This is a genomic window from Mesorhizobium sp. LSJC280B00 (assembly GCF_000502835.1).
In the GTDB taxonomy this organism is placed as follows: Bacteria; Pseudomonadota; Alphaproteobacteria; order Rhizobiales; family Rhizobiaceae; genus Mesorhizobium.
Genome location: NZ_AYVL01000010.1, coordinates 168,186 through 186,925, shown reverse-complemented (window position 1 = coordinate 186,925; position 18,740 = coordinate 168,186). Strand labels below are relative to the sequence as shown.

The window sequence follows — 18,740 nt, the reverse complement described above, 5'->3', positions numbered from 1 at the left end:
CGTGGTCGACAAGGATGCAGGTGAGCTGGTCGCCGACCGCCTCATGGATCAGCAAGGCCGCGACCGAGGAATCAACGCCGCCCGACAGCGCGCAGATCACCTTGCCCTTGCCGACCTGTTTGCGGATCGTCTCGACCGCGTGCTCGCGGTAGGCGCGCATCGTCCAGTCGCCTTCGATGCCGGCGATGTTGTGGACGAAGTTGCGGAGCAGCCTGGCGCCGTCCGGCGTATGCACCACTTCGGGGTGGAACATGAGGCCGTACATTTTGCGTTCGACATTGCCGAAGATAGCGAAGGGCGAGCCCTCCGATTTTCCGAGCACCTCGAACCCCTTGGGCAGGGAGATGACGCGGTCGCCATGGCTCATCCACACCTGGTGGCGCTGGCCGGGCGCCCACAGGCCGTCGAACAACGGGCTGTCCTTGGCGATCTCGACGAAGGCGCGGCCGAATTCGCGGTGGTCGGAGCTTTCGGCGACGCCGCCCATCTGCACGCACATCGCCATCTGGCCATAGCAGATGCCGAGCACCGGCACGCCGGCGTCGAAGACGATCTGCGGCGCGCGCGGACTGCCGATGTCGCCGGTCGAGGCCGGGCCGCCGGACAGGATCACCGCCTTCGGATTGACGCGCTTGAACGCCGCCTCGGCCGACTGGAAGGGCACGATCTCGGAAAAGACGCCGGCCTCGCGGATGCGGCGGGCGATCAGCTGGGTGAACTGGCTGCCGAAATCGACAATCAGGACGGTGTCGGGATGATTGGCTGTTTTCATGGCGAGCGTTTAGAGAAAGAAACGAGTCGGCGCAATGGGTTGTGAGGTCGCGCTTTCACTTCGATTCCGGTGTGTCGTCCTGAACGCCAGAGGCTTTGTCCAATGCATCCGTTTGCGTTGTATCGAGCGACTGCAAGGCGCCCATCAGCGCCGCGAAACGCTCGTGACCAAGGCGGGCAACATAGCTCCGTTCGATCTGCAGCTTGATGCGGTCGCCATCGCGCAGGGCGTCCAGGCCCTTGCGGGTGTAGCGCACAAGCTTGCCGCGACCGTCTTGCGGATCGGGCAGACGCTGCAACACACCTTCCGTCTCCAGGCCATCGAGCAATTGCTGAATCGCCTGCTTTGAGATCGCCGAGCGCTCGATCAGCGCCGACTGGCGCATGCCGCCGCGCGGGATGTGTCCAAGCAGGCCGGCACGCGCTTCGGTGAACCAGTGATGGCCGGCAGCGCGCATCGCAGCGGCGAACTCGGTCTGCCAGGCGCGGCTCGCCTGCCACAGCCGCCAACCTATGTGATCCGGCAGCGCTTCAGGTTTTTCGTCAAGGCCCTTGACCAAATTCTTCTCGCCCGATACATAGTCAAGCATCTTGACTACTAGTTCACTCTAAGTGGCGATGCCGGTCAAGGCAATCGGCGACTTCAATTCAGGAGGAAATCATGGCAGCACTTCAGAAGGAAACCCTTGCAATGCTCATTCCGGGCATGACCCATGTGTTGGAACGAAACGGCAAGGAGGCTTACGTCTATTTTGAAAGCGAGGGTGCCGCGCACATGCTGCTCGACGATGGCGAGGCGCGAAGCGGGCGCTGGCGGATGCTCGATGACGGTTATGTCGCCGACTGGGACACCGGCGCGACCGGACGCTGGACCCTCGATCACGAGCCCGGGTCAGTCACTTACATCAATCGCGACAACGCCGTTCGCTTCAGGATGATCGGCGTGCTGTTCGGCAACGCTAAGAAGCTGCCGCCCCAACAAGCTTGAAGTCGATCGCGCCCGAGGCGATCGCCTGTTCCAGCAGTTGCACCGCCGCGGCCAGCTTCTCGTCGATGACGTGCAGATATTCGGTCCAGTCGCCGACATGCCTCAGATCGGCTGCCCCGTCGGAAATGCCGCGCAGGCCGATAAGCGGCACGTCGAACAGCTGGCAGGCGCGCAGGCAGGCGAAGGTCTCCATATCGACCATGTCGGCGGCGATCGCGTCGTAGGCGGCGCCGGAGACGATTGCCGCCCCGGTCGACAGCGTCGCCTGTCTGACGCCTGGTATCCTGAACGGCAGCGGCACGCTGACAGGCAGGTCGAGGAACGGCGTGGCGCCCTTCTCGAACCCGAGGGGCGAGGCGTCCATGTCGCGGTAGGCGACTGAAACGGCCTGGTAGATTTCCGTCTGCTCCAGCGTCCGGCTGCCCGCCGACCCGAGCGACACGACTAGATCGGGCAGCGCCATCCCGGCATGCAGCCGGGATAGTTCGGCGCTGAGTCCGACGCCGGCCTCGACCGGTCCGACGCCGGTCAGCAGCGGCGTGAACAGCCGCTGCAGGTGTGGACCGTATTCGGCTTCGGCCGCCATGACGAAGAGAACGGATCTGCCGGAGATCGGGGTGAGCTCACCAGGTGTCTTGCCGGCCATGATCGTCCATCCTCCCCTGCCCGTTCCTCAGCCCTCGATGCCGTCGCGGCCGAGCACTGTCATCATCGTTCCGGTCATCGTGGCGATCAGCTTGGCCTCGCCGTCGACGGCGAACGCATAGGCCTGGCCGTCGGCGACGATGATGGTGCGGCCGGGCTTGGTAACCGAGCCGCGAAACAGGAAACGCTCGCCCCTGCCCGGCGCCAGCAGATTGACCTTGAACTCGATGGTCAGCACGCCGGAATTTTCCGGCATCAGCGAGAATGCCGCATAGCCGCAGGCCGAGTCGAGAGCCGTCGAAATGACGCCGGCATGGAGAAAGCCGTGCTGCTGCGTCAATGCCGCAGAATAGGGCATTTCGATCTCGATGATGCCGGGCGTCACCAGCGTCAGCTCGGCGCCAATCGTCATCATCGCGTTCTGGCGCGCGAAGGACGTCCTGACGCGGTCCTCGTAATCGGGAGCAGGAACGATCTTTGCTGCCATGGCCGTCGCCCTTCGTTTCTCGACAAATCTTATTGCAAAGGCATTTATCGCAGAGGGGTGGGCGGCAGGCAATCGCAAATGCTGCACTGCAGCATTCGGCTTAGCCCTGTATCGATGGCAACGATTCAGCCGGCCCGCCGCAGCGCGCAGAAGTAAAAGCCGTCGGTGCCGCTCAGCAACGGCGACAGCGAAATGCCGCCCGCAGCGCCTATCCGCATTGCCGCTTCGTGGCCCGCAAAACGGCTGTCCCAAAGCTGGCGGTGATCGAGCGGGACAAAACCGGGATGGCGGTCCCGGAAGGCCGAAACCTGGTCGCCATTCTCCTCGTCGAACACCGAACAGGTGATGTAGACCAGCAGGCCGCCGGGTTTGACGAAGTCCCTGGCGGCATCGAGTATCGTCTCCTGCTCGCCCTTGCGGGCGTCGAGCTGTCTTTGCGTCAGCCGCCATTTGGCATCCGGCCGGCGCCGCCAGGTGCCGCTGCCGGTGCAGGGCGCATCGATCAGGACGATGTCCATATGCTTGCCGAGCGGCGCGAGTTCGGCCGGCTTGGTGACGATCTGCACATTGCGGTTTTCCGAGCGGCGGATGCGGTCGAAGATCGGCGCCAGCCTTGCCTTCTCCGCATCGTGAGCGAAGATCTGGCCTCGATTATCCATCGCCGCGGACAGCGCCAGCGTCTTGCCGCCGGCGCCGGCGCAAAAGTCGAGCACCTGCATTCCAGGCTCGGCGCCGGCCAGTTCAGCCGCAATCTGCGAACCCTCGTCCTGGACCTCGAACCAGCCTTTCTGGAAGGCCGGCTCGGCCTGCACGTTCGGGTGCCTGCCGTCGCCTTCGATCGGCGGGATGCGGATACCGTGCGGCGCGATCCGGGCAGGCTTGGCGCCGGTCTCCGCCAGTTCCGCCAGCACCTTGCCGCGATCGGCCTTCAGCGTGTTGACCCTGAGGTCGAGCGGCGGGCGTGTCGCCAGCGCGGCACCCTCTTCCACCCAGGCCGTGCCGAACGCCCGTTCGAACAGCGGCATGCACCAGTCGGGGATGTCTGCCCTGACGGCCGGCGGCGCATCGGCAAGCCGGCGACCGCCGAGCGTTGTCAGTTCGTCGGCGGTAAGCAGCGGCGGCGCGAACTTGTCGCCCTCGAGCGCCTCGTTCAGCGACTGCGCCGTCTGGCCCCATTCGAGCAGCAGCGCGCCGAAGCCGATGGCGCACGGCGTGTCCTCGCCGAGCAGCCAGCCTGCGGAGCGCTTGCGGCGCAGCGCGTCGTAGACGATGTTGCCGATCGCGGCACGGTCGCCGCCACCGGCGAAGCGGTGCGACAGGCCCCAGTCCTTCAGCGCATCGGCCACCGGCCGGTGACGCCGGCCAATATCGTCAAGCACTTCGATGGCTGCCGCCAGCCGCCCGCCCAGTCTCATTGTCGTCTTCCATTACTCAGCAAATTAATTCCGGCCCTGCTCTTAGAGCTTTTCGTGCCCTGATTGAAACAGTTCTGTTTCGCCGACGGCGAGACGATCCATGCGGAGGGGTGACGAATGTGGGTTGGTGCATCGCGAGCCGCCGCCACCAAGCGGGCGCCGGCATGCGGTACGAAACAATTCGATCAATATATTATATGTTTCTAATGTGCGTGTCTGGTGCTCACAAGCATAGCGGCTTGCGCAACTGCTCTGCTTTGCAAGTTTTCCGGTTGCGAATACTCTTTGCGCGGTGATTCGCGTCGCAGAAAAAGCGGAGCCGCGGGTCGATACGAGGAGAGGGCAATGAAAACTTATCTGGCGGAAGTTCTAGGCACGTTTCTATTGGTGTTCATCGGCACGGCTTCGGTGGTGACGGGCGGCTTCGGCGGCGCGCTGCCGCTCGGCCAGGAAGGTATCGGTCTGGCGTTCGGCATCGGCCTGATAGCGGCCGCTTACGCGATCGGCCCGATTTCGGGCGCGCATCTCAATCCGGCGGTGACGCTCGGTGTGTTCCTCGCCGGGCGGATGCCGGCCAGGGATGTCATTCCCTATTGGATCGCGCAGGTCATCGGCGCCATCATCGCGTCGCTGGCACTGTGGATCATCGTCTCCGGACAGGTGGGCGGCCACACCGGCGGCTTCGGCGCCAATGGCTGGGATGTGACGAAATGGGGCGTCAGCTCGGCCTTCCTGTGGGAGCTGATCGGCACCTTCACCTTCGTCACGGTGATCCTCGGCGTCACCAACGCCAAGCACACCACGGCCTTCGCCGGCCTGGTCATCGGCCTGACGCTGGCCGGACTACACTTCGCCATCATTCCGGTGACCGGCACATCGCTCAACCCGGCCCGTTCGATCGGACCGGCGCTGTTTTCGGGAACTGCGGCGATCGGCCAGCTCTGGCTGTTCATCGTCGCGCCGCTGATCGGCGGCGCCATTGCCGGCGTGGTCGCCAAGGCCGGTATCTTCGAGAAAGACTGACTTTTCGGAAGCCCAACGAAAAAGGCGCGGGTCGAGACCCGCGCCCTTTTTGTTGCGTCGAGAAATTCGTATGCCCGGATCAGGCCGCGAGGTCAAAACGGTCGGCGTTCATCACCTTGGTCCAGGCGGCGGCGAAATCCCTGACGAACTTCTGCCCGGCGTCGGCCGATCCGTAGACCTCGGCAAGCGCACGCAATTGCGCGTGCGAGCCGAAGATCAGGTCGGCGCGGGTGCCGGTCCACTTGACCGCCCTGGTCTTGCGGTCGCGTGCTTCGTAGACTTCATCGGACCCGGCGGCCGGATCCCAGACCGTGTTCATGGAGAGCAGATTGACGAAGAAATCGTTGGTCAACGTGCCCGGCCTGTCGGTGAACACCCCGTGCTTCGACTGACCGCTGTTGGCGCCGAGCACCCGCAACCCGCCGACGAGCACCGTCATCTCCGGCGCCGTCAAGGTCAGCAGCTGCGCCCGGTCGACCAGCATCGCTTCGACCGACATCGGCGGCTTACCCCTGACATAATTGCGGAAGCCATCGACTTTCGGCTCGAGCGCGGCGAAGGACTGGATATCCGTCTGTTCCTGCGAGGCGTCCATGCGGCCCGGCGTGAAAGGAACCTGCACGTCATGGCCGCCGTCCTTGGCCGCCTTCTCGACCGCGGCGACGCCGCCGAGAACGATCAGGTCGGCAAGAGAGATCTTCTTGCCGCCGGACTGCGAGTTATTGAAGCCCTTCTGGATGCCTTCGAGTGTCTCGAGCACCTTGGCCAGCTGCGCCGGCTGGTTGACCTCCCAATCCTTCTGCGGCGCCAGGCGGATGCGGGCGCCGTTGGCGCCGCCGCGCTTGTCGGAGCCGCGGAAAGTCGAGGCCGAGGCCCAGGCGGTCGAGACCAGTTCGGAAACGGACAGGCCGGAGGCCAGGATCTTCGCCTTCAGCGAGGCGATGTCCTGTTCGCTGACCAGCTCGTGGTCGATTGCCGGTATCGGGTCCTGCCAGATCAGCTCTTCCTTCGGCACGAGCGGCCCGAGATAGCGGAGGGCCGGACCCATGTCGCGATGGGTCAGCTTGAACCAGGCGCGCGCGAAGGCATCGGCGAACTGATCAGGATTCTGATGGAAGCGCCGCGAGATCTTCTCGTAGGCCGGGTCGACGCGCAAAGCGAGGTCGGTGGTCAGCATCGCCGGCGCGCGGCGCTTCGACGGGTCGTGCGCGTCCGGCACGGAGCCTGCACCGGCGCCGCCCTTCGGCGTCCACTGCTGGGCGCCGGCCGGGCTCTTGGTCAGTTCCCATTCGTAGTTGAACAGATTGTCGAAGAAGTTGTTGCTCCACTTGGTCGGCGTCGTGGTCCAGGTCACCTCGAGGCCCGAGGTGATGGCGTCGCCGGCAATGCCGGTGGCATGCTTGCTCGACCAGCCGAGGCCCTGCGCCTCGATGCCGGCGCCTTCCGGCTCCGCCCCGACCAGCGATGCATCACCGGCGCCGTGGGTCTTGCCGAAGGTGTGACCGCCGGCGATGAGCGCCACGGTTTCCTCGTCGTTCATGGCCATGCGGGCGAAGGTCTCGCGGATATCGCGCGCCGCGGCCAATGGATCGGGCGTGCCGTTCGGCCCTTCCGGGTTGACGTAGATCAGCCCCATCTGCACGGCGCCGAGATGGCCGTGAAGTTCGCGGTCGCCGGAATAGCGCTCGTCGGCGAGCCACTTGGTTTCCGATCCCCAGTCGACGTCCTGCTCCGGCTCCCAGACATCGGCGCGGCCGCCGGCGAAGCCGAACGTCTTGAAGCCCATCGATTCCAGCGCGACGTTGCCGGTGAGGATCAACAGGTCGGCCCAGGAGATTTTCCTGCCGTATTTCTGCTTGACCGGCCACAGCAGCCGGCGCGCCTTGTCGAGATTGGCGTTGTCCGGCCAGCTGTTGAGTGGCGCGAAACGCTGCTGGCCGGCGCCGGCGCCGCCACGGCCGTCGCCGATGCGATAGGTGCCGGCGCTGTGCCAGGCCATGCGGATGAAGAGCGGGCCGTAATGACCGAAATCGGCCGGCCACCAATCCTGCGAATCGGTCATCACCTGGTGCAGATCCCTGATCACCGCATCGAGATCGAGGCTCTTGAATTCCTTGGCGTAGTCGAAGTCCTCGTCCATCGGATCCGAGAGGCTGGACTGCTGGTGGAGGACGCCAAGGTCGAGCTGGTTCGGCCACCAGTCGCGGTTGGTCCTGGCGGCCGGTCCATGTGGGACCGGGCATTTGCCGGCGCTATTGTCGTCGGTTTTCGCGTCCATCTTTGCCTCCGATTTGTTGATTTTCCGGGATTTTGTTGATTTTCCGGGCAGGGCCAGCGGCCGCGCCATCTTGGAATGGTTCCAGACTAGCCCGCCCAGCCGATAAAGACAAATTGCCTTTGCTGTTTATTCTGATAGGTTTTCCTTATGATCGGTTTGACCGTCCGGCAGATGCATTATTTCGAGGCGCTGGCGCAGACGCTGCATTTCGGCCGTGCCGCAAAACTCGCCGGCGTCAGCCAGCCGGCGCTGTCCGCGCAGATCGCCGAGATGGAGCTGCGGCTCAATTGCCGTCTGTTCGAGCGCGGCGGCAAATCGGTGCGCATGACCGACGAAGCGCAGGTCCTGCTGCCGCGCATCGAGCGCATTCTTGCCGACGTCCGCGACGTCGAGGCGACGGCCCGGCGCGGCCGCCCGGCGCTGGAAGGCCGCTTCCGGCTCGGCATCATCCCGACGGTGGCGCCCTATCTGCTGCCGCATGTGCTGCCGGAGCTGAAACGGCATTTCCCGGCCTTGCAGCTGGAACTGCGCGAGGCGGTGACCGCGTCGCTGGTCGAGGACACCAGTTCGGGGAAGCTCGACGCCTTCGTCGCGGCACTGCCCCTCGATTACCCCGGCCTGGTCACCGAGGAACTTTTCTCCGACCGGTTCTTCCTTGCCGTGCCGGCCGGCGACCCCGCCTTCGCCTCGCCGCCGGTGCCGCCGGAAAGCCCGGCGCTGGAGCGGCTGATGCTGCTGGAGGAAGGCCATTGCCTGCGCGAACAGGCGCTCGCCGTCTGCGGCAGCGTGCGGCCGGTGGCGATGGCAAGCTACGGCGCGACCAGCCTGACGACGCTCTTACAGATGGTGGCGCATGGGCTCGGCGTCACGCTCATCCCCGAGATGGCGGCCGGGCCAGCCAGCACTATCCCCGATTTGAAGATCGTGGCGTTCCAGGAACCGATGCCGCAGCGCACGATCTGCCTCGCCTGGCGGCGCAACAAGGTGCGCCACGACGAATGCGTCGAACTGGCCAAGATCATCCGCGGGCTGGATGCGGCGGTGCTGGCAGCGTAGAGCGGCGGGTCAAGGATCCGGTTTTAGCCCCGAAGCCAACTCGCAAGAAAGGAACGGCTTCAATCCTTTTCCCAGGCTGCGAGCAACGGGCCGTTGCTTCCATAGACAGGGTCCTTGCGCGGACGGCCAACCCTGGGGATCGTGACGACTGCCTTGGCATGGTCGGCGGCGGTCGTACACAGGTCATAGGTGCCGGATGGAGGATAGGCGCCGACAACCAGAAAATCGTCGGACGCGGAAAGACGCTGGTGCCCGGTGCCGGCCGGAAGCACCGCGACGTCGCCGGCCTTCAGGGGGAGCGTTCGTCCCTTGTTGCCGCCAAAGCGGACTTTCGCCGTCCCGCGCGCGACGCCGAGCACCTCGTGTATCCGCGAATGGTAGTGGACGTAGTCGTAGATGCCGTTGCGCCAGCTATCGCCCCAGCCATTTGCCTCGAAAAGCGCCTCCATGACAGCCGCAGGATCGAATTCCTCGGGCAGCTTCACGGCGCCGCGATAGACGACAAGCGGCCAGAACGGATGGTTGGGCACAAGGCCATCATCCCAGAACCGAAATTCATTCGCTTTGCGCGGCCGGAGAAGATCGGCGACCTCTCGCCGGCCCGGTCTGGCGGCACCGGTGACCTGCTCGACGGCTTTCTTCGTGGTTTGCAGAATGCTCATGATGCTGCCTTGGATTGGTGGTGGCTTCATGCCGATTAACCGGCTGCACGGCGCTCGGTTCCGCTGAGGGCAGAGATCTGCGATCTGTGCGGTCGGCATTTGACGTCCGGGCACATCGAAGCCGCCCAAGTTTCAAGACTTGAACACCGCAAGCATGTGAAGATCCAATCGGTCCCGCCGCTGTGTCGTCCCATGGCACGGATGAGACGATACACTGTTTTACCACAGCGCTCGCGACAGCTCGCGAAACGGGCGACCCGCAGAGGCTTTTTTCGTGTTATGATGCATTTGCAACGCGCCTAATCTCGACCTCGGCAATATGACAAAGGTCGAAAGCAATTTTGCCCTGGCGTCGCCCAGCACGGACTCAACTCCGGATGGCTGGGCGTGCTTATCCGGGGCGAGGAGGTTGTCCATGTCCACGAGTAGTGTCGAACGTCCGCTGCAGCCGGGCGACCGGGCACCGAATATTATTCTCGATGCGATCTCCCGCGAAGGCAAAATCGCGCTCACTGATTTTCGAGGTCGTAGCCCATTGTTGATCGGCTTGTTTCGAGGCCTGCACTGTGCGTTCTGCCGGCGCAATGTCGCGGCAATGGCGCAACTCAAGCCGGCTCTGGCTGAGAAAGGCGTCGAATGCCTGGCGGTCGTCAATACGCCGGTAGAGCGGGCACGGCTCTATTTCCGTTACCATCCGACACCCGATCTTCTCGCCGCGTCCGACCCGGAGCGGGCCTCGCACCGTGCTTTCGGCTTGCGCGAGATCGGGATGGACAAGGTCATGGGGATCCGTATCGATCTCCCGGGTGAGTTGCCCGAGCCTATGGACCCCATCGCCATAAACGAGTTGCTCAACAAGAAGGAGGGGTATGAGATTACGGAAGCCGATCAGCAGATGATGGCTTCCGCTAAGGAGCTGCTGGTTGGTCAGTTTCTCATCGACCGAGGGGGCATTGTACGCTGGAGCTTCACTGAAGTTCTGGAGGCTGGCCTCAATACCCCCAAGGCGCCGAATCCGGAGGAATTGATGTCAGCGGCTTCCCAAGTTGCACATTAATGGGCTGCGGAAATAGGCGGCTGACAACTCGCTCGACGACCGCGCCCTTCCCGCTCACTACCGGGGAAAGGCCGTTCTGGGTCAAAACCTGAAGATCGTGGATGACCGCTTCGCGCCCGATCTCGGCCGTAGAGATCAGCTTCTCCGCGTCCTGAAAGCAGACATCGCAAGCGAGGACTCCGGAGGTCGCGGTTGCGCCCTCAAGCCCCGCCCGGTCGACCAGATAGAAGATCGCATTGGCCTCGCCGCCCGGCATCGTCTCGCTGAACTGGATGCGGCTGTTAGGCTGGATCAGACCGAGCAGGGTCTCCGCCGCACCTCGACGCCGAGATCGCGCAGATCGTGGCCGTTGCCGCGCCGCGCCGATTTTCTGGAGTGATAAGCCGCGCCCGACGCGGCGAATTCGTAACCCTACTCGGCGGCCGTCTCCGATGGCGCCTCTGCCGGCCCCGAAGGCTCGGCCTCGGCACGGGGCTTGCGCCGTGAAAACAGCGACCTGAGCGTGACGTAGAACACCGGCGTCAGGAACAGGCCGACGAAGGTGACGCCGAGCATGCCGGAGAATACCGCGGTGCCGAGCGACTGGCGCATTTCTGCGCCCGGGCCCGTTGCAATCATCAGCGGCACGACGCCGAGGATGAACGAGAAGGCGGTCATCAGGATCGGCCGCAGCCTGAGCCGGCAGGCTTCGACGGCAGCCTCGGCGGCCGACAGGCCGCGTTCCTGCGCCTGCCGCGCGAATTCGACGATCAGGATCGCGTTCTTGGCGGCAAGCCCGATTAGCACGATGAGGCCGATCTGCACGAGGATGTTGTTGTCCAGCCCTCGGAGCGACACGCCGAGCAACGCCGCGAGCACGCCGAGCGGCACCACCAGCACAATGGCGAACGGCAGCACCCAGCTTTCATATTGCGCCGCCAGCGCCAGGAACACGAACAGCACCGACAGTCCGAAGATATAGACAGCGGCATTGCCGGTGTTGCGCTCCTGATAGGCGAGCTCGGTCCATTCATAGGAGGTACCGGCCGGCAGCGTCTTTGCCGTGATCCCTTCCATCAATGCCAGCGCGTCGCCCGTGGAAACGCCGGGCGCGGCGTTGCCCTGCAGCGGCACCGAGACGTACATGTTGTAGCGCTGGACCAGCGCCGGGCCGGTGACGTCGCGGATCTCGACCAACGTGCCGAGCGGAACCAGCGCGCCGGTCGCCGAGCGCACCTTCAGTTTCAAGATGTCGGCGCGATCGAGACGGAACGCCTGGTCGGCCTGCGCCCGCACCTGGTAGACGCGCCCGAAAGCGTTGAAGTCGTTGACGTAGGCAGTGCCCAAATTGATCGACAGCGCCTCGAAGATGTTGGGGATCGGCACGTTCAGGATGCGCGCCTTGTCGCGATCGATCGCCAGGAAGAATTGCGGGCTCGACGCGGAGAACGTGGTGAACACGCCCGTCAGCCCCGGCGTCTTGTTGGCCTTGCCGGCGATTTCGTTGGCAAGCGCCAGGATCTGCCGCATGTCGGCGCTGTTGCGCTCCTGGATCTGCAGCTTGAAGCCGCCGGCATTGCCGACGCCGCGGATCGGCGGCGGCGGCAGTGCGATAATGAAGGCTTCCTTGATGCTTTGCAGGCTGCCGAACAGATTGCCGATGACCTGGGTCGCCGACTGGCCGGCTTTCAGTCGCTCGTCAAACGGCTTGAACCTGGCGAAGATCACGCCCGCGTTGCTGGCGTTGGTGAAGGTCGCGCCGGAGAAGCCGGCGAAGGCGACTGCGTAGTCGACGCCTGGCGTTTTCTGGATGATCTGCGACGCCTGCTGGATGACCGCATCGGTCCTCGACAGCGAAGCGCCGTCCGGCAACTGGATGACGACGATCGCATAGCCCTGGTCAAGCGACGGAATGAAACCGCGCGGCACCGACTGCACCATGTAGACCGTGGCGTAGATGAGGGCCGCGAAAACGGCCAGCATGGCGGCGATCGTTATCCACGAGCCGACCAGCACGCGGATGATGCTCGAATACCAATGGGCGACCCTGTCGAAGCCGCGATTGAAGCCGTCGGCGAGCGCCCGTCCGAACCGCGCCAGGAAAAAGCGCGGCGGCGCCGCCGCGGCGTGATGCGGCTTGAACAGCAGTGCGGCCAGCGCCGGCGAAAGCGTCAGCGAATTGAATGCCGAGATCGCCGTCGACACCGCGATGGTGATCGCAAACTGCAGATAGAACTGCCCAGAAATGCCGGGGATGAAGGCTGTCGGTACGAACACGGCTATCAGCACCAGCGAGATCGCGATGACGGCCGTTCCGACTTCGTCCATGGTCAGGTGCGACGCCGGATTGGGCGCCAGCCCTCTGGCGATATTGCGCTCGACGTTTTCGACCACGACGATCGCATCGTCGACGACGATGCCGATCGCCAGAACTAGGCCGAACAGCGTCAGCATGTTGAGCGAGAAGCCGGCGGCGTAAAGCACCGCCAGCGTGCCGATCAGCGACACGGGGATCGCCACGATCGGCACGATCGCCATGCGCCACGATTGCAGGAAGACGATGATGACGATGATGACCAGCAGCATCGCCTCGAGAATCGTCTTGTAGACCTCCTGGATCGACTCGGCGACGAACTCAGTCGGATTGTAGACGATGTCGTAGCTCAACCCCCTCGGGAAGTCGCGGGAAAGCTCCTTCATCTTGTCCTGGATCTCCGCGGCTGCGGCGAGCGCATTGGTGCCCGGCCGCTGGAAGATGGCGAGCGCCACCGCCGGTTTGCCGTTGAGATAGGAGTTGGTGACGTAATCCTTGGCGCCGAGCTCGATGCGCGCCACGTCCTGCAGCGAGATCAGGCGGCCGTCGTCGGTCGATTTGACGATCACGTATCGGAAGTCGCGTGCGTCGTTGAAGCGGCCTTGCGTGGTGACCGTGTACTGGAACGCCGTGCCGGTGCTGGTCGGCGGCGCGCCGATCGAGCCGCCCGACACCTGGACGTTCTGGTCGCGCAGCGCCTGCACCACATCGCCCGAGGTCATCCCCAGGGCGGACAGTTTTTCCGGATCGAGCCAGATGCGCAGCGAATATTCGCGTTCGCCGAAGATGATGAGGTCGCCGACGCCGTCTAGTCTGAGCAGTATGTCGCGCACCCGCGAGCGGGCGTAGTTCGAGACGTAGAGCTGGTCGTAGGTATTGTCGGGCGACAGCATGTGCACGACCATCATCAGGTCGGGCGAGCTCTTGGTGGTGGTGATGCCGAGGCGGCGGACTTCTTCGGGCAGGCGCGGCTCGGCGACCGACACGCGGTTCTGCACCAGCACCTGAGCCTGGTCGAGATCGGTGCCCAGCTTGAAGGTGATGGTCAGCGCCATCGCCCCGTCGCCCGACGAATAGGACGACATGTAGAGCATGCCCTCGACGCCGTTGATCTCCTGCTCGATCGGCGTTGCCACCGTCGCTGCGACCGTCTCGGCGTCGGCGCCCGGATACTGCGCGCGAACGACGATGGTCGGCGGCGCGATCTCGGGATATTGCGCGACCGGCAGCTGGGTATAAGCAATCCCGCCGAGGATCAGCAGGACGATCGAAACGACCGATGCGAAGATCGGACGGTCGACGAAGAAATGTGCGAACCTCATTGCTGCAACTCGGCGGTCTCGGCCTTGGGCGGCAACGTCACCATCTCGACCTTCACCTTGGTGCCCGGCCTGGCGTGCATCAGCCCTTTGACGATGATTGTCTCGTCGCCGGTCAGGCCCTGGCGGATGACCCGGTAGCCGTCGAGAAGCGGGCCGGTGCGCACGGGCTTCGCCGACACCATCCCGGCCTCATCCACCAGGAACACGATGCGGCGATCCTGATCGGCGCCGATCGCCTCGTCGGGCACCAGCACGCCGCTATGCGGCAGGGACCCCGGCACGTTGATGCGCCCGAACATGCCTGGCTGGAGAATGCCATCGGCGTTGGGAAACCTTGCACGTACCCGCATGGTGCCGGTCGCGTTGTCGATCCGGTTCTCGGCAAAATCGAGCTTGCCTTTGAATACCGCCTCCGCGCGGTCGGCGACGCGCACCACCACCTCGAGCCCGCCGGCGCCTTCCTGCATGCTGCCGCCGCGCTCCTTCGCGTCGCGGGCATAGCTGAAATACAGGCGCTCATCGACGTCGAAATAGAAGTCGATCGGATCGCGCGTAACGATGGTCGTCAGCAAGGTGGAATCCGGCTGCACGAGGTTGCCGACCGACACCAGCCGGCGGTCGATGCGGCCGGACAAGGGTGCCTTGATCTCGGTGAATTCCATGTTCAGGCTGGCCGTCGTCAGGGCAGCCGTCGCGCCCTGCATCTGCGCCTGCGCCGAAAGGTATTCCCGCCGGCGGTCGTCGACCGTCGCGGTTGAGATATTGCCGGTCTTGGCGAGTTCGTCGGCGCGATCCAGCTGCATCTTGGAGAATTCGAGCAGACTCTTGGCGACGTCCACTTGCGACTTGGCGGCATCATAAGCCGCCTGGTACGGACGCTCGTCGATGGTGAAGAGCAGGTCGCCCTTATTGACCAGTGCGCCGTCCTGGAAGCTGACCTTGTCCAGATAGCCGCTGACGCGCGAACGGATGGCGACCTGGTCGACGGCTTCGAAGCGCCCGACGAACTCGTCGTCTTCGACGATTTCACGGACCACCGGCTTGGCCGCTGTCACCACGGGTAGCTGCTGGTCCTGCGCAAACGCAGTGCTGCTGAAAGCCATGCCGAGCAGGAATGCCGCCGACACGGCGGCGCGGGGAAGCCAGCCGGCCGATCGACAGGGTCGCCCGCCCGCGTCGCGATGCAATTGCCCATTCTCTGGGGTGTCCATTTGCGTCCTCGCTCGCTGGACCCGGAGGTCGGTTGATCCGCTTCTACGCTCAGGCTTTTCGTCGAGATCAGAGCACTGCAGTGTTGTGCATGGCAACATGATCATTTTCCATGTGGGCCGAAATGTCCACCCTGTGGCTGCCCCGCCACCCGCCACTGGCAACGCAGATCCACCGGGCGGTCCGGGACGCCATTGAGACGGGACGGCTAGACCCGGGAGCAGACCTTGGTCCCGTCGGGCTGAACGTCCGCAATCCTTCTTCAAACGTTAAAGCCGCCATTCCGCAATCGGCTGCAGATCGAGACGTTCAAGGCCTTGGTGCTAAGCGTCCGCCCACGGCGCAAAGGAGACAAATTGGCGCCCACCCCTCAAGCCGTCTTTGCTGTCACCACTCTCAATTCTCGACCATCGCCTCATCCGGAACTTCTGCGGCTCGCCTACTTCGCAACTCAATGCGGAAACGGATGACCGCTCGTTCGAAAACCGGTCGATAGTGGTTTGCCACCTCCCCCCCAACCCTCACGGCACAAATATCAAAAACACCCAAGTAAAAAACACCACCAGATGCACCAAGCCGGTCAAGAACGTCGTTCTCTCGGTGCTAAAGCTTACATTGCAGATGAAGAGCGCCAGAACCAAAAGCACCGTGTCGGTCGCCGGCAGCCCCAGGGTCAGGCCTCTTCCGGTCAGCAGGCTGGCGGCGGCGATTGCCGGTATTGTCAGGCCGATCGTGGCACAGGCCGAGCCCATGGCGACGTTCAGGCCGCGCTGCAGCTCGTTGTTGAGTGCGGCACGAACCGCCGAAATGGCCTCCGGCATCAAGACCAGCGCGGCGATCATTGCGCCGACAATGGCGTCGGCCTGCGGCACCTGGTAGGCGACGAGCGCATCTTCGACGCTGGCTGCGACCTGTTCGGCCAGCATGACGATGCCGATCAGCCCGATCAGCAGGAGAACAGCGCCGGCGGCGACGCTTTCGTGAGCGTCGGTTCGCACTGCGGCGCCATGCGCTTGCCCGTCGATGAAATCGTCGCGGTGGCGGACAGTCTGCGCGAACAGAAAACCGGTATAGAGCAGCACCGAAAGCACGCTGACGAAGCCAAGTTGCGCGGCCGAGAACGTGCCGGGATCGGTGGTTCGCGTGTAGGTCGGCAGAATGAGCGTCATGACGCTCAGCGCGACCAGCACCGCCAGATAGGCGCTGGTCCCTTGGCGGACGATTGCCTGCTTGCGATGGCGCCAGCCGCCAAACGTCAGGCACATGCCGACAACACCGGTGGAGGTGATCATCACCGTCGAGAACACGGATTCGCGCGCAAGCGTCGGGTTGTTGGCTCCGTGCAGCATGATGGAAACGATGATCGACACTTCGATTGCCGTCACGGCGATGGTCAGCACCAACGTGCCGTACGGCTCGCCAACCCGCCTGGCCACCGCCTCGGCGTGGTCGAGCACCACGAAAATGGTGATGAACATGATCGCGCTCGACAGCGCGCCGATAAACATCCTGGTGCCCAGCGACCCTTCGTCGACCGACACCCCGCTGGCCCTGACCGCGACAGCCATCGCCAGCGCGGCCAACGGCATGCCGTACGAAACCGCCGATCTTGCGAAACCACTCATTCCAAGCCCCTTCCGCAAGCCCCTTTTGCAAGTCCCTTCTGGGCAAGCCCCTCCTGCGAACCCTGCGAAAGCCTGAAGCGCCTCGCCCTCAAGCCGTCTTCTGCGTCACCAATCCCAGCTCGTCGACCATCGCCTGGCGCATCAGGAATTTCTGCGGCTTGCCGGTCACCGTCATCGGCAATTCGGTGCGGAAGCGGATGTAGCGCGGGATCTTGAAATGGGCGATCTGGCCGGCGCAGAACGCCTTGATCTCCTGCTCGGTGGTGATCTGGCCGGGCTTCAGCACGATCCAGGCGCACAGCTCCTCGCCATATTTCGGGTCGGGAATGCCGAACACCTGCACCTCCTTGATCTTGGGGTGGCGATAGAGGAATTCCTCGACCTCGCGTGGATAGACGTTCTCGCCGCCGCGGATGACCATGTCCTTGACCCGGCCGACGATGTTGCAATAGCCCTCGGCGTCAATGGTGGCGAGGTCGCCCGTGTGCATCCAGCCGTCGGCGTCGATGGCCTCGCGGGTCTTCTGCTCGTCGTCCCAATAGCCCTTCATCACGGAATAGCCGCGCGTGCAGAGCTCGCCCGGCGCGCCGACCGCGACGGTGGCGCCTTCGGCGTCGATGGCCTTGACCTCGACATGCGGATGGACGCGGCCGACGGTCGAGACGCGCTTTTCCAGCGGGTCGTCGACGCTGCTCTGGAACGACACCGGGCTGGTCTCGGTCATGCCGTAGGCGATGGTCACCTCTGCCATATGCATCAGCGACACCACCTTCTTCATCACCTCGATCGGGCATGGCGAGCCGGCCATGATGCCGGTGCGCAGGCTGGTGAGATCGAAGGAGGCGAACTCCGGATGGTCGAGCAGGCCGACGAACATGGTCGGCACGCCGTAAAGCGCGGTGCAGCGTTCCGTCGCCACCGCCTTCAGGGTGGCGCCGGCATCGAACCCCTCGCTCGGGAAAACCATGGTCGCGCCCTTGGTGACGCAGCCCATCGTGCCCATCGACATGCCGAAGCAATGGTAGAGCGGCACCGGAATGCACAGCAGGTCGTCGACGGTGAGTCGGATCGCCGCGGTGACGAAATTGCCGTTGTTGACGATGTTGTTGTGGGTCAGCGTCGCGCCCTTGGGCGCGCCAGTCGTGCCGCTGGTGAACTGGATGTTGATGGCATCGTCGGGTTTCAGCCCGTCGGAGATGCGGTCGAGCCGGTCATGCTCGTCGCGCCCAGCCATTGCCAGCACGTCGGCGAAATTGAACATGCCCGGCGAATTCTCCTCGTCCATGCGGATAACGGTCTTCAGCGCCGGCAGCTTGTTAGCGTCGAGCTTGCCAGGGGTGGCCTTGGCGATCTCCGGCGCCAGCGTCTCGATCATGCCGAGATAGTCGGAGCTCTTGAACTTGGCGGCGGTGACCAGCGCCTTGCAACCGACCTTGTTCAAGGCATATTCCAGCTCGACCAACCGATAGGCCGGGTTGATGTTGACCAGGATCAGGCCGATGCGGGCGGTGGCGAATTGCGTCACCAGCCATTCCCAGCGGTTCGGCGACCAGATGCCGACGCGATCGCCTTTCTCGAGGCCGAGCGCCAGGAAGCCGGCGGCCAGCGCATCGACCGTCTCCGACAGTTCCTCCCAGGTAAAGCGCTTGTCCTGCTCGACGAAGACGGCGGCATCGAGCGTGCCGTATTTGCCGACCGTATCGGCAAACAGCGCCGGGATGGTCAGGTTGAGCAGCGGCACGCTGCGCTCGCCCGAGACATGCGCCGTGCCGTCGACCGGCGCAATGAACGAACCCCCATCGCGCTTGGAGCGCAAATTGGTGGCATTCTTCAACTCGTCGAGATTGATCGGCATCGCCGTGTCCTCCGCAGACAGAACGAGCCTATCAGCCCGGCGGGGTGGTGGAAA

Annotated in this window: 15 protein-coding genes; 4 read left to right on the top strand and 11 right to left on the bottom strand. The window is 64.0% G+C overall.

Annotated features, from left to right (window positions below; genetic code table 11):
- On the bottom strand, window positions 1–772 hold a 772-nt coding region (guaA, locus tag X773_RS56060; RefSeq protein WP_023677144.1), incomplete at its 3' end, for a glutamine-hydrolyzing GMP synthase.
- A 55-nt stretch (window positions 773–827) separates the two neighbouring features.
- Window positions 828–1,361: a MarR family winged helix-turn-helix transcriptional regulator gene (locus X773_RS56055; protein WP_245274715.1), complete on the bottom strand. Its 534-nt coding sequence runs from the start codon at window positions 1,359–1,361 to the stop codon at window positions 828–830.
- Between the two features lie 71 nt (window positions 1,362–1,432).
- On the opposite strand from X773_RS56055, the gene X773_RS56050 reads away from it, so the two are divergent.
- Window positions 1,433–1,759, top strand: a complete 327-nt coding sequence (locus X773_RS56050; protein WP_023677142.1) for a hypothetical protein — start codon at window positions 1,433–1,435, stop codon at window positions 1,757–1,759.
- On the opposite strand, the gene X773_RS56045 is transcribed toward X773_RS56050, so the two are convergent.
- The 3 genes from X773_RS56045 to X773_RS56035 all read right to left on the bottom strand — a co-directional run bounded on the left by X773_RS56045 (window position 1,731) and on the right by X773_RS56035 (window position 4,306).
- Window positions 1,731–2,405 carry a 5'-methylthioadenosine/S-adenosylhomocysteine nucleosidase gene (locus X773_RS56045; RefSeq protein ID WP_023677141.1) on the bottom strand — a complete coding sequence of 225 codons (675 nt, stop codon included), beginning with the start codon at window positions 2,403–2,405 and terminating at the stop codon, window positions 1,731–1,733. The genes X773_RS56050 and X773_RS56045 overlap by 29 nt on opposite strands.
- A gap of 27 nt (window positions 2,406–2,432) precedes the next feature.
- On the bottom strand, window positions 2,433–2,891 hold the full coding sequence (locus X773_RS56040; RefSeq protein ID WP_023677140.1) for a PaaI family thioesterase: 459 nt from the start codon (window positions 2,889–2,891) through the stop codon (window positions 2,433–2,435).
- Window positions 2,892–3,016: 125 nt separating this feature from the next.
- The gene (locus tag X773_RS56035) at window positions 3,017–4,306 is read right to left on the bottom strand and encodes an RsmB/NOP family class I SAM-dependent RNA methyltransferase (RefSeq protein WP_023677139.1); all 1,290 of its coding nucleotides are present in this window, start codon (window positions 4,304–4,306) and stop codon (window positions 3,017–3,019) included.
- A 345-nt stretch (window positions 4,307–4,651) separates the two neighbouring features.
- Here X773_RS56035 and X773_RS56030 point away from each other — a divergent pair, with 345 nt between their 5' ends.
- Window positions 4,652–5,329, top strand: coding sequence for an MIP family channel protein (locus tag X773_RS56030; protein ID WP_023677138.1), 678 nt, complete (start codon window positions 4,652–4,654; stop codon window positions 5,327–5,329).
- Between the two features lie 79 nt (window positions 5,330–5,408).
- On the opposite strand, the gene katG is transcribed toward X773_RS56030, so the two are convergent.
- Window positions 5,409–7,607 carry a catalase/peroxidase HPI gene (katG, locus tag X773_RS56025; RefSeq protein ID WP_023677137.1) on the bottom strand — a complete coding sequence of 733 codons (2,199 nt, stop codon included), beginning with the start codon at window positions 7,605–7,607 and terminating at the stop codon, window positions 5,409–5,411.
- Between the two features lie 147 nt (window positions 7,608–7,754).
- On the opposite strand from katG, the gene X773_RS56020 reads away from it, so the two are divergent.
- A complete protein-coding gene (locus X773_RS56020) occupies window positions 7,755–8,663 on the top strand; it encodes a hydrogen peroxide-inducible genes activator (RefSeq protein ID WP_023677136.1) in 909 nt (302 codons plus the stop codon).
- A 59-nt stretch (window positions 8,664–8,722) separates the two neighbouring features.
- Here X773_RS56020 and X773_RS56015 read toward each other — a convergent pair whose 3' ends face one another.
- A complete protein-coding gene (locus X773_RS56015) occupies window positions 8,723–9,325 on the bottom strand; it encodes a cupin domain-containing protein (protein ID WP_023677135.1) in 603 nt (200 codons plus the stop codon).
- Between the two features lie 415 nt (window positions 9,326–9,740).
- On the opposite strand from X773_RS56015, the gene X773_RS56010 reads away from it, so the two are divergent.
- A complete protein-coding gene (locus tag X773_RS56010; RefSeq protein WP_023677134.1) occupies window positions 9,741–10,382 on the top strand; it encodes a peroxiredoxin-like family protein in 642 nt (213 codons plus the stop codon).
- Window positions 10,383–10,793: 411 nt separating this feature from the next.
- On the opposite strand, the gene X773_RS56000 is transcribed toward X773_RS56010, so the two are convergent.
- The 4 genes from X773_RS56000 to X773_RS55985 form a co-directional block, all read right to left on the bottom strand.
- Window positions 10,794–13,997: a multidrug efflux RND transporter permease subunit gene (locus X773_RS56000; protein WP_023677132.1), complete on the bottom strand. Its 3,204-nt coding sequence runs from the start codon at window positions 13,995–13,997 to the stop codon at window positions 10,794–10,796.
- Window positions 13,994–15,100 (bottom strand): efflux RND transporter periplasmic adaptor subunit, encoded by a 1,107-nt coding sequence (locus X773_RS55995; protein ID WP_051406143.1) that lies wholly within the window; start codon window positions 15,098–15,100, stop codon window positions 13,994–13,996. The genes X773_RS56000 and X773_RS55995 overlap by 4 nt, the downstream gene beginning before the upstream one ends.
- 627 nt (window positions 15,101–15,727) lie before the next feature.
- A complete protein-coding gene (locus tag X773_RS55990; RefSeq protein WP_023677130.1) occupies window positions 15,728–16,831 on the bottom strand; it encodes a calcium:proton antiporter in 1,104 nt (367 codons plus the stop codon).
- An 88-nt stretch (window positions 16,832–16,919) separates the two neighbouring features.
- Window positions 16,920–18,686 carry an AMP-binding protein gene (locus X773_RS55985; protein WP_023677129.1) on the bottom strand — a complete coding sequence of 589 codons (1,767 nt, stop codon included), beginning with the start codon at window positions 18,684–18,686 and terminating at the stop codon, window positions 16,920–16,922.
- Window positions 18,687–18,740 lie beyond the last annotated feature (54 nt).